The sequence below is a fragment of the Jatrophihabitans sp. genome, assembly GCF_051960575.1.
Classification (GTDB): domain Bacteria; phylum Actinomycetota; class Actinomycetes; order Mycobacteriales; family Jatrophihabitantaceae; genus JBQCEE01.
In genome coordinates this window covers 1-10,322 of the sequence record NZ_JBQCEE010000017.1, presented here as the reverse complement: position 1 = coordinate 10,322, position 10,322 = coordinate 1, and the positions used below count along the sequence as shown (strand labels likewise).

Sequence of the window (10,322 nt, the reverse complement as noted above, 5' to 3'; positions counted from 1 at the left end):
GCGGGCCATGCCCGCCCCGCCGCCCCCCTCGGCTAGGATCGCGGGCCCGACCCCGGGCTCGGCGTTCTCGGGGTGGCCCCGCCACACCCACGTCGGGGCGTGCACGCCGTTGGTCACCGAGGTGATCGGCACGTCGGCCTGGTCGAAGCCCGGCCACAGGTCGTTGAACATGCCGCGGCTGACCTCGCCGTGCAGCAGCGACACACCGTTCGCACGCTGCCCGAGGCGCAGGCCCATGTGCGCCATGTTGAAGCGCGTCGGGTCGACCTCGGCACCGAGCGCGAGGATGCGGTCGGCCGGCAGCGACGAGCCGAGCCCCGGCAGGTAGGTGGCGATGAGGTCACGTGGGAAGCGGTCGATGCCGGCGGGCACCGGGGTGTGCGTGGTGAAGACCGTGCCGGCGCGCACCGCCTGCAGCGCCTCGTCGAAGCTCAGCCCGTAGCCGTCGACCAGCTCGCGGATGCGCTCGACGCCGAGGAAGCCCGCGTGCCCCTCGTTGGCGTGGAACACCGTCGGTGCCGGCGTGCCGCTGACCGCGCAGTACGCGCGCACCGCACGCACACCGCCGACGCCGAGCAGCAGCTCCTGCAGCAACCGGTGCTCCTCGCCGCCGCCGTAGAGGCGGTCGGTGACGGTGCGGGCCTGCTGGTCGTTGTCCTCGATGTCGCTGTCGAGCAGCAGCAGCGGGACGCGACCGACCTGCGCCACCCACACCTGCGCGTGCAGCGTGCGCCCCTCGGGCAGCGCGATCTGCACGCGCACGGGCGCACCGTCGGCGTCCTTGAGCTCCTTGACCGGCAGGCCCTGCGGGTCGTAGCTCGGGTACATCTCGAGCTGCCAGCCGTCGCGCGAGAGCGACTGGCGGAAATAGCCCGAGCCGTAGAGCAGGCCGACGCCGATGATCGGCACGCCGAGGTCGCTGGCGGCCTTGAGGTGGTCGCCGGCCAGGATGCCGAGACCGCCGGAGTACTGCGGCAGCACCTCGGTGATACCGAACTCGGCCGAGAAGTAGGCGATCGCCGCGGGCCAGTCGTCCTGCGCCTGCTTCTGGTACCAGCGCGGCTGGGTCAGGTAGTCGGTGAGGTCGTCGTGCAGGTCGTTCAGCCGCCGGATGAACTTCCGGTCGGATGCGAGCTGCGCGAACCGCTCGGCGCTGACCTCGCCCAGCATCTGGTGCGGGTCGTGGTTGCACCGTTGCCAGAGGTCGGGGTCGACGGCCTCGAGCAGGTCCTGCGACTCGGGGTGCCACGACCAGCGCAGGTTCGCCACCAGGTCACCCAGCTTGGTCAGCTCGCGCGGGAAGGCGGCGCGGACGGTCAGACGACGCAGAGCTCTCACAGCGTCGGACGCTAGCACCTCCGACAGCGCTTTCAGGTCACGACCGGGTAGATCCCGCCCTCCGACGAGGTGTCGTCCCGGGCGTCACGAAGTAGGGGCTTACGGCGGCGCTGCACCTGGGTAGGTTCGCCTCGTGGTCGGACGCATCGGACTCGCCTCTGTCTCCCCCGTCGTCGGTTCGACGACGACGGCCGAATTCCCCGCGCACGCCGTCGTCGGCGAGGCGGTGCCGGTCTCGGCGACCGTCTTCCGCGAGGGACACGACGCCGTCGCCGCGACGGTCGTGCTGCGCGACCCGGCGCGGAAGGTGCACTCGACGGTGCGCATGCGTCCGGGTGCGACGGGCACCGACCGCTGGCACGCCACCGTGCGCGCCGACGCCGGCGGCCTCTGGTCGTTCGTCGTCGAGGCGTGGTCCGACCCCATGGCCACCTGGCACCACGCGGTGACGGTGAAGATGGCGGCCGGCCAGGGCGCCGACGAGCTCGCCAACGACCTCGAGGTCGGGGCCCGGCTGTTCGAGCGGCTCGCCAAGACGCTGCCGAAGGAGTACCGCGGCAGCGCCCTCGAGGCGGCCGCCGCCCTGCGCAACACCGACCTCGACGTCGGCCAGCGGGTCGCGCCGGCGCTGAACGAGAACCTGCAGCGCCTCGCGCACGACTTCCCGGTGCGCGAGCTGGTCACCAAGTCGCCCGCGTACCCGCTCTGGGTCGACCGGCCGAGGGCGCTGTTCGGCAGCTGGTACGAGTTCTTCCCCCGCTCGATCGGCGCCGAGCTCGCCAACGACCCCGACCACCCTGCGAAGCCGGTCCGGCACGGCACCTTCAAGGACGCCACCGAGCACCTCGACTACGTCGCCTCGCTCGGCTTCGATGTCGTCTACCTGCCGCCGATCCACCCGATCGGCGAGGTGAACCGCAAGGGCCCGAACACCGCGATCGCACCGGGCGGCACGACCACCCCCGACCCGTGGGACGTCGGGTCGCCGTGGGCGATCGGGTCGAAGGACGGCGGGCACGACGCCGTGCACCCCGACCTCGGCACCATCGACGACTTCCGGGCCTTCGTGGCGCGGGCGCGCGAGCTCGATCTCGAGGTCGCGCTCGACCTCGCGCTGCAGTGCGCACCCGACCACCCGTGGGTGGCCGAGCACCCCGAGTGGTTCACCACGCTGCCCGACGGGACGATCGCGTACGCCGAGAACCCGCCGAAGAAGTACCAGGACATCTACCCGATCAACTTCGACAACGACCCCGACGGCCTGTCCGCCGAGGTGCTGCGCGTCGTGCGGTACTGGATCGACCAGGGCGTCACGATCTTCCGTGTCGACAACCCGCACACGAAGCCGATCAACTTCTGGCAGTGGCTGCTCGGCGAGGTGCGCAAGACCAACCCCGAGATCGTCTTCCTGGCCGAGGCGTTCACGCGTCCGGCGATGATGCACGAGCTCGCGAAGGTCGGCTACCACCAGAGCTACACGTACTTCACCTGGCGCAACGACAAGGCCGAGCTCGAGGAGTACGCGCAGGAACTGGTCGACGCGGCGCACTACATGCGTCCGAACTTCTTCGTCAACACGCCGGACATCCTGCACGCGTACCTGCAGAACGGCGGGCCGGGCGCGTTCGCGATCCGCGCGGTGCTCGCATCGATGCTCTCGCCGTCGTGGGGCGTCTACAGCGGCTACGAGCTGTACGAGCACCTGCCCGTGCGCCCGGGCAGCGAGGAGTACCTCGCGTCCGAGAAGTACCAGCTGCGGCCCCGCGACTTCGCCGGCGCGGCGGCCGACGGACGCTCGCTCGCCCCGCTCATCACGACGCTGAACCGCATCCGCCGCGAGCACCCGGCGCTGCAGGAACTGCGCAACCTCTACATCCACCGCGTCGACAACGAGCACATCACCGCGTTCAGCAAGCACGACACCGTCAGCGGCGACACCGTGCTCGTCGTCTGCCTCACCGACCCGCACGCGTGGCACGAGGCGACGGTGAGCCTCGACCTCGAGGCGATGGGCGTGCCGTGGGACGGCCGCATCCACGTGCGCGACCTGCTCGACGGCTCGGAGTACGAGTGGGGCCAGTACGACTACGTGCGTCTCGACCCGATCTGGCGCCCCGCGCACATCTTCCACGTCACCCCCGCCTGAGCGCCGCCATGGACGTGTACGGGCGGTTCCGGGCGGCGGTCGAGGCGAACGACCACGACGCGATCATGTCGTGCTTCACCGACGACATCCGGCTGTTCAGCCCGGTGAAGTTCACGCCGTTCGCCGGCAAGGCCGAGGTCGGCGCGCTGTTCGCCGTGCTGCTGCGCACCTTCGAGGACTTCCGCTACGTCGGCGAGCTCACGGGCGAGGTCGAGCACGGCGCCGGCGGCGAGCCGACCGGCACGCACGTGCTCGTCTTCCGCTGCCAGGTCGCCGGCAAGCAGGTGCACGGCATCGACCTCATGCAGGCGGACGCGAGCGGGCTGATCGACAGCTTCACCGTCATGCTGCGCCCGATGTCGGCAGCGCAGGCCGTCGGCCAGGCCGTGCTCGCTGGCCTCGTCGCCGACGGCGCGGCGCCGGGCTGAGCCGCCTACAGCGCGGTGGCGGGCGCGACGAGCCGCTCGCCGAGTTCCTCGAGCCGTCCTGGCCGGTCGGCGCCCGGGACGCCGAGGTGGATGTGCTGCACACCGAGCTCGGCGTAGCCCGCGAACTCGGCCAGCACCGCCTGCCAGTCGGGGTCGGCCGGCAGCCGCCACATGATCGTCTTCTCGATCTCGGCGTAGTCACGCCCAACCTCGGCGCACCGCTGCTGCAGCACCTCGAGCTTGTGCGCGAGGTCAGGGGCCGCGAAGAGGTTGCACAGCTGTGCGTACTGCGCGACGAGCCGCAGCGTCTTCCGCTCGCCGCCGCCACCGATGAGGATGGGCGGGTGCGGCTGCCGCAGGGCCGCGGGCGAGTTGAGGGTGCGTCCGAGGCGGTAGTGCTTCCCCTCGTACGGCGCGTCGGACGACGACCACATCTGCTGCACGATCTGCAGCGCCTCCTCGAGCCGCTCGAAGCGCTCAGCCAGCGGTGGCAGGAACAGCCCGAGCCCCTCGGCCTCCTCCTCGTTCCACCCCGCGCCGATGCCGAGGATGGCGCGTCCGCCAGAGAGCACGTCGAGGGTCGTCACGGCCTTCGCGAGCAACCCCGGGTCGCGGTAGGTCACCGCCGTCACCCAGGCGAGCAGCTCGGCCGACGACGTGCACGCGGCGAGGTAGCCCAGCGCCGTGTAGGCCTCGAGCATCGGCGCCTCGGGCGGGCCGAGGTGCGAGATCTGGAAGACGTGGTCCATCACGCTGATGCGCCTGAACCCGACGTCCTCGGCGGTCGTCGCGACCCGCCGCAGCGCGTCGGCGAGGCCGTCCGGCCCGCCGTCGAAGTCGAAGCTCGAGATGTGCAGGCCCAGTTTCACCCGTCCAGTATGTCGCGATCGCCGAGCGGGTCGCGGCCCCCTGTTTCGGTGCCCCCTCCGAACGGCTAGGAAGGTGTACGTGACCAACACGTCCGAGACGAACCCGACGCTCGGTGTCCGCCCCGAACCGGACTGGTTCAAGCGCGCCGTCTTCTACGAGGTGCTCGTGCGCGGCTTCGCCGACAGCAACGGCGACGGCAGCGGCGACCTGCGCGGCCTGCGCGGCAAGCTCGACTACCTGCAATGGCTGGGCGTCGACTGCCTGTGGCTGCCGCCGTTCTATCCCAGCCCGCTGCGTGACGGCGGCTACGACGTCATGGACTACACCGGCGTCCTCGAGGACTTCGGCACCATCGACGACTTCAAGGCGCTGCTGGACGAGTCGCACGCCCGCGGCATCCGCATCATCGTCGACTTCGTCATGAACCACACGAGCGACCAGCACCCGTGGTTCCAGGCCAGCCGCAACGACCCGGACGGCCCCTACGGCGACTACTACGTCTGGAACGACGACGACACCCGCTACCCGGACGCGCGGATCATCTTCGTCGACACCGAGCCGTCGAACTGGACGTTCGACCCGGTGCGCAAGCAGTACTTCTGGCACCGCTTCTTCAGTCACCAGCCCGACCTGAACTTCGACTGCCCGGGCGTGCAGAACGACATCATCGACGCGCTGCGGTTCTGGCTCGACCTCGGCATCGACGGCTTCCGGCTCGACGCCGTGCCGTACCTCTACGTCCGTGACGGCACGAACGGCGAGAACCTGCCCGAGACCCACGAGTTCCTCAAGCGGGTGCGCAAGGAGATCGACCGCGACTACCCCGACCGCATCCTGCTGTGCGAGGCCAACCAGTGGCCCGAGGACGTCGTCGACTACTTCGGCGACTCGTCGGTGGGCGGCGACGAGTGCCACATGGCCTTCCACTTCCCGGTCATGCCGCGCATCTTCATGGCCGTGCGGCGCGAGTCGCGCTACCCGATCTCGGAGATCATGGCCTCGACGCCGGCGATCCCGGACAACTGCCAGTGGGGCATCTTCCTGCGCAACCACGACGAGCTGACCCTCGAGATGGTCACCGACGAGGAACGCGACTACATGTGGGCCGAGTACGCCAAGGACCCACGGATGAAGGCGAACATCGGCATCCGGCGCCGCCTCGCCCCGTTGCTCGAGAACGACCTGAACCAGATCGAGCTGTTCAACGCGCTGCTCTTCTCGCTGCCCGGCTCGCCGGTGCTCTACTACGGCGACGAGATCGGGATGGGCGACAACATCTGGCTCGGTGACCGCGACGGCGTGCGCACACCGATGCAGTGGACGCCCGACCGCAACGCCGGCTTCTCGACCTGCGACCCGGGCCGGCTCTACCTGCCGGTGAACATGGACCAGATCTACGGCTACCAGGTCACCAACGTCGAGGCGCAGACGCGCAACTCGTCCAGCCTGCTGCACTGGACGCGGCGGATGCTGCAGGTGCGCAAGGCGAACCCGGCGTTCGGCATGGGCACGTTCACCGACATCGGCGGCAGCAACCCGTCGGTGCTGAGCTTCGTGCGCGAGTTCGGCGACGACATCGTGCTCTGCGTCAACAACCTCTCGCGCTTCGCCCAGCCGGTCGAGCTCGACCTGCGGCCGTGGCAGGGCGTCGAACCGATCGAGCTGCTCGGCGGTGCGCACTTCCCGCGCATCGGCGAGCTGCCGTACCTGCTGACCGTGGCGGGGCACGGCTTCTACTGGCTGCGGATCCCCCGCCGCCGACCCGAGGACGAGGTGTCGACATGACCGCGGGCATGACCGCCGACCAGATCCGACCGCTGCTGGACGCGTGGTTGCCGCAACAGCGCTGGTTCGGCGGGAAGGGACGCGACATCGCGGGGTTGTCGGCCGAGCCGCTCGGCCCGGTCGGCGAGGCCACGGTCTGGATCGCCACCGTCGAGTACGTCGACGGGGTGCGCGAGCAGTACCAGGTGCCGCTCGTGCTGAAGGACGAGGTGTGCGAGCCGCTCGCTCACGTGCTGCTCGGCACCGTCGACGGGGCTGACGGGCCGCGCTGGGTCTACGACGCCCTGCACGACAAGGAGATCACCGGCGCGTGGCTCACCGGCGTGCGCGACGAGCAGGCCGGCGGGCCGATCGCCTTCCACCGCAGCGTCGCCGCCGACGACATCCCGGTCGAGGCCGCGAGCCTGGTGATGTCCGGCGAGCAGTCGAACACCTCGCTCGTCTTCGACGACACGGCGATCATGAAGGTGTTCCGCCGACTGCAGCCGGGGGTGAACCCGGACGTCGAGGTGACCGAGCGGCTCACCGAGCTCGGCGCGAAGCACATCCCGCGGCTCTTCGGCCATGTGACGGCCGAGCTGCCCGACGGCACCACGTCGCTGGCGATGCTGCAGGAGTTCATGACGACGGCCAGCGACGGCTGGCAGCAGGCCACGCACAGCGTGCTCGACCTCATGGCCGAGGCCGACCTGCACGCCGACGAGGCCGGCGGTGACTTCGCGGCCGAGGCCGAGCGCCTCGGCATGGCCGTCGCCGAGACGCACGCCGACCTGGCCCGGGCCTTCGGCACCGATCGCATGAGCGCGGCCGACTGGGCCAAGCGGGTCGACCTCATGCGCTCGAAGCTCGACGACGCCCTGGCCGTGGTGCCCGACCTCGCCGAGCTCGAGGACGGCATCCGCGGGCTCTACGACGAGGCGGCCGAGGCCGGCGCGGCGGGGCTGCCGGTGCAGCGCATCCACGGCGACCTGCACCTCGGGCAGGTGCTGCGCACCGTCTACCGGTGGGTGCTCATCGATTTCGAGGGCGAGCCGATGGCCGACATCGCCAGCCGCCGCGAGTACGACTCGCCGCTGCGCGACGTCGCCGGCATGCTGCGCTCGTTCACCTACGCGGGCTACCACCGACTGGTCGAGGAACTCAGCCCGACACCCCAGTTGCAGTACCGCGCCGAAGAATGGTCACAGCGCAACCGCGCCGCCTACCTGGATGGGTATGCCTCCGCCGAGGCGGCGGACGGCGGAGACGCCGCTGCCAACGCGGACGTCATCCGGGCGTTCGAGGTCGAGAAGGCGGTGTACGAGGCGGTGTACGAGGCACGGAACCGACCGTCCTGGTTGACGATCCCGCTGACGTCGCTGCGCGTGCTCGTCACGCCGCCCGCCAGCACAGGAGGCAACGCATGAGTGACGACCTGAACCGCATCGTCGACGGCCGGCACCACGACCCGCACAGCGTGCTCGGCGCCCACCCCTCGGGCAAGGTCACGGTCATCCGCACCCTGCGTCCGGAGGCCGCGTCGGTCACGGCGGTCGTCGACGGCAAGCGCACGCCGCTGAAGAAGATCCACGACGGCGGCATCTTCGAGGGCACCGTCGACGGCCCGCCCGGCGACTACCGGCTCGAGGTCGCCTACGGCACCGGCACGCACACGGTCGACGACCCGTACCGCTGGCTGCCGACGCTCGGCGACATGGACCAGTACCTCATCGGCGAGGGACGCCACGAGAACCTCTGGGAGGTGCTCGGCGCGCACGTGCGCACCTACGACACCCCGAACGGCCCGGTCACCGGCACCTCGTTCGCGGTGTGGGCGCCGAACGCGCAGGGTGTGCGCGTGGCGGGCGACTTCGACTACTGGTCGGGACGCGCCCTGCCGATGCGCTCGCTCGGCGCGTCCGGTGTGTGGGAGCTGTTCGTGCCCGGCGTCGGCGACGGCTGCCGCTACAAGTTCCAGATCCTCGGCCAGGACGGCCAATGGCGGCTGAAGGCCGACCCGATGGCGTTCGCCTGCGAGGTACCGCCGGCCACCGCGTCGGTGGTGACGACGTCGCGGTACGAGTGGTCGGACGACGAGTGGCTCAAGCGCCGCGCGGACACCCCGTGGCACAAGGCGCCCATGTCGATCTACGAGGTGCACATCGGGTCGTGGCGGCAGGGGCTGTCGTACCGCGACCTCGCCGACGAGCTCGTCCGCTACCTCGACGAGACCGGCTTCACGCATGTGGAGTTCCTGCCGGTGGCCGAGCACCCGTTCGGCGGCTCGTGGGGCTACCAGGTGTCGTCGTACTACGCGCCGTCGGCGCGCTTCGGGACGCCGGACGACTTCCGGTACCTCATCGACACGCTGCACCAGGCGGGGTACGGCGTCATCGTCGACTGGGTGCCGGCGCACTTCCCGAAGGACTCATGGGCGCTCGGCCGGTTCGACGGCACTGCGCTGTACGAGCACGCCGACCCGCGCCGCGGCGAGCAGCTCGACTGGGGCACCTACGTCTTCGACTTCGGACGCAACGAGGTGCGCAACTTCCTCGTGGCCAACGCGCTCTACTGGCTCGAGGAGTTCCACGTCGACGGGCTGCGTGTCGACGCGGTGGCCTCGATGCTCTACCTCGACTACTCGCGTCCGGCCGATGCCTGGTTGCCGAACAAGTACGGCGGCCGCGAGAACCTCGACGCCGTCTCGTTCCTGCAGGAGATGAACGCGACGGTCGGCAAGCGGGTGCCCGGCGCGATCACCATCGCCGAGGAGTCCACGTCGTGGCCGGGCGTCACGCGCCCCACGCACCTCGGCGGCCTGGGCTTCGGCTTCAAGTGGGACATGGGGTGGATGAACGACACCCTGCGTTACATCAGCAAGGAGCCGGTGCACCGGCAGTGGCACCACAACGACCTGACGTTCTCGATGATGTACGCGTACACCGAGAACTTCGTGATGCCGCTGTCGCACGACGAGGTCGTGCACGGCAAGGGCTCGCTGCTCAACAAGATCCCCGGTGACCGGTGGCAGCAGATGGCGACGCTGCGCTGCCTGTACGCGTACATGTGGGCGCACCCCGGCAAGCAGCTGCTGTTCATGGGACAGGAGTTCGGCCAGGGCGGCGAGTGGGCCGAGTCGCGCTCGCTCGACTGGTGGCTGCTCGACGGTGCCGACCACCGCGGCATCCAGCGCCTGATCACCGACCTCAACGGCGTCTACCGGCAGACCTCCGCGCTGTGGTCGCGCGACCACCAGCCCGACGGCTTCCACTGGATCGACGCCAACGACGCCTCGGGCAACGTCTACTCGTTCCTGCGCTTCGGCGACGACGGCTCGGTGCTCGCCTGCATCTCGAACTTCTCCCCCGTGCCGCACGAGGGCTACGTGGTCGGCCTGCCGTTCGCCGGCCAGTGGGACGAGGTGCTGAACACCGACGCCGCCGAGTACCTCGGCTCAGGAGTCGGCAACTTCGGCCGCGTGACGGCCGTCGACTCGTCGTGGCACGGCCAGCCGGCGTCGGCCAGGCTGCGGCTGCCCCCGCTCGGCACGGTCTGGTTGCGCTACGCCGCCGCGGGCGATTCCGCGCTGGCCGCGACCGAACCCGCCGAGGTGGTGGCCGAGGCCGAGGTGATCACCGAGCTGTCGGCCGCCGACCCCGTGCTCGACCGCGGCGAGGACGGCGACATCGACCCCGAGGCCCAGCCCGCCTGACCGAACGGCCGCTTGTCCCCCGGCCCCGGGGGGGGGGGGGGTGGGGGGGTCTCTCCCCCCTGGG

At 70.4% G+C, this 10,322-nt stretch carries 7 protein-coding genes; 5 read left to right on the top strand and 2 right to left on the bottom strand.

Translation table 11 applies throughout. The features are described 5' to 3' along the window. Positions 1 to 1,338: alpha-glucan family phosphorylase (gene glgP / locus ACTHMS_RS00830; protein WP_440304781.1), on the bottom strand; the 1,338-nt coding region annotated here is incomplete at its 3' end. A gap of 133 nt (positions 1,339 to 1,471) precedes the next feature. Between glgP and ACTHMS_RS00825 the strand changes: the two genes are divergently transcribed. After that, on the top strand, positions 1,472 to 3,484 hold the full coding sequence (locus ACTHMS_RS00825; RefSeq protein ID WP_440304780.1) for an alpha-1,4-glucan--maltose-1-phosphate maltosyltransferase: 2,013 nt from the start codon (positions 1,472 to 1,474) through the stop codon (positions 3,482 to 3,484). Between the two features lie 8 nt (positions 3,485 to 3,492). Further along, positions 3,493 to 3,912 carry a nuclear transport factor 2 family protein gene (locus tag ACTHMS_RS00820; RefSeq protein ID WP_440304779.1) on the top strand — a complete coding sequence of 140 codons (420 nt, stop codon included), beginning with the start codon at positions 3,493 to 3,495 and terminating at the stop codon, positions 3,910 to 3,912. Between the two features lie 5 nt (positions 3,913 to 3,917). On the opposite strand, the gene ACTHMS_RS00815 is transcribed toward ACTHMS_RS00820, so the two are convergent. Then, on the bottom strand, positions 3,918 to 4,781 hold the full coding sequence (locus ACTHMS_RS00815) for an LLM class F420-dependent oxidoreductase (protein ID WP_440304778.1): 864 nt from the start codon (positions 4,779 to 4,781) through the stop codon (positions 3,918 to 3,920). Positions 4,782 to 4,860: 79 nt separating this feature from the next. Between ACTHMS_RS00815 and treS the strand changes: the two genes are divergently transcribed. From treS to glgB, 3 genes are read left to right on the top strand one after another with little or no spacing between them, the layout of a single operon-like run. Beyond that, complete coding sequence (gene treS / locus ACTHMS_RS00810) at positions 4,861 to 6,567, top strand: maltose alpha-D-glucosyltransferase (protein ID WP_440304777.1); 1,707 nt, start codon at positions 4,861 to 4,863, stop codon at positions 6,565 to 6,567. After that, positions 6,564 to 7,973: a maltokinase N-terminal cap-like domain-containing protein gene (locus tag ACTHMS_RS00805; RefSeq protein WP_440304776.1), complete on the top strand. Its 1,410-nt coding sequence runs from the start codon at positions 6,564 to 6,566 to the stop codon at positions 7,971 to 7,973. Before treS ends, ACTHMS_RS00805 begins: the two co-directional genes overlap by 4 nt. Then, positions 7,970 to 10,258 (top strand): 1,4-alpha-glucan branching protein GlgB, encoded by a 2,289-nt coding sequence (glgB, locus tag ACTHMS_RS00800; protein WP_440304775.1) that lies wholly within the window; start codon positions 7,970 to 7,972, stop codon positions 10,256 to 10,258. Before ACTHMS_RS00805 ends, glgB begins: the two co-directional genes overlap by 4 nt. Positions 10,259 to 10,322: the final 64 nt, after the last annotated feature.

Coding starts and splice junctions, on each gene's coding strand:
- ACTHMS_RS00805 (WP_440304776.1), top strand. CDS start 6,564: ATGACCGCGGGCATGACCGCCGACCAGATCCGACCGCTGCTGGACGCG.
- ACTHMS_RS00820 (WP_440304779.1), top strand. CDS start 3,493: ATGGACGTGTACGGGCGGTTCCGGGCGGCGGTCGAGGCGAACGACCAC.
- glgB (WP_440304775.1), top strand. CDS start 7,970: ATGAGTGACGACCTGAACCGCATCGTCGACGGCCGGCACCACGACCCG.